The 1,022-nt window shown below is 36.9% G+C and carries 2 protein-coding genes; both read right to left on the reverse strand.

The genetic code is table 11. The features are described from left to right. Positions 1 to 305, reverse strand: a 305-nt coding sequence (locus CZ367_RS13770) for an AAA family ATPase (protein ID WP_154669350.1), incomplete at its 3' end; no start/stop codon positions are given. 280 nt (positions 306 to 585) lie between these two features. After that, on the reverse strand, positions 586 to 1,022 hold a 437-nt coding region (locus CZ367_RS13775; protein WP_237581861.1), incomplete at its 5' end, for a PD-(D/E)XK nuclease domain-containing protein.

The raw sequence follows: 1,022 nt of genomic DNA on the forward strand, positions 1-1,022 counted from the left end.
AACTCATTAAGTCGTTCCACATCAGCGTGTTTCGCCAAACTCATATCAAAATGAAGCACAGGGCGTTGTATCCACTCTGTTTCCAATTTCTCTATGGCTAATCCCTTGAACAATTCTTTTTCGCCTTTGAAATAGCTTTCGAGGGTTGAAGTGAGCAATGATTTACCAAATCTGCGTGGTCGACTTAGGAATATATATTTTGAACTTTCGTTTGTAAGTTTATATATAATTTCTGTTTTATCAACATAAATACATTTTTTGTTGATAATCTCTGAAAATGTCTGTATTCCTATGGGATACTTCATATTGCTTCCTCCTTTAAGGCTGGTTCTATAAATTACCACCGCATATAGTCATTAAATTTTTTGAAATACGTTTTGTTATCTTTTGGCTTCTTTTTATATAAAACAGGCTGCGCCTCAACAATTCAAACAAGTTTGATTGCATTCGGCTTGCTCCATTTTTGGTTCAAAATGTAAGTTCGTTCAGTCGTGTAGCTCGCTACACTCCTTCACTCTCTTGCATTTTGACCTCAAAAATAAGCTCAAAACCTAACAAAGCTACTTTATAGAACCAGCCTTAAAACTACTTGTTGGTTATCTCCCAACTCTCAATATTCTTTGTTTCGCTGCTGAAGTTTACTCCTACCTTTGTGAGGGGAAGTCCTGCGAGTGCAAAACGTTCAGGATATTGTTTCAAGTCTATTTGTTGCAATGCCTTTTCAGATGAAGCGTCTATCTTAAATTCTATAAGGTATAGACGTGTAGCAGTTCTTAACACCATATCCACTCTGCCCTGTGGTGTACGTATTTCTATATCTACGTATTGCCCTAACAGACTGAATATAACATAGAACAACGACTGATAATGTCCTTCGTATTGCGTGTTTTCGGTGTAAGGTACAGTGCCGAGAAACGTTTTGAGGAGATTAAAAAACTCGTCCAAATCGTCTTTTAACAGCTTTGTATATAATTTCGCCACCGTTGTACTTGCTATCTGCGGTTGTTTCACATAGTTGTTTA

The organism is Prevotella ihumii (assembly GCF_900155655.1).
Classification (GTDB): domain Bacteria; phylum Bacteroidota; class Bacteroidia; order Bacteroidales; family Bacteroidaceae; genus Prevotella; species Prevotella ihumii.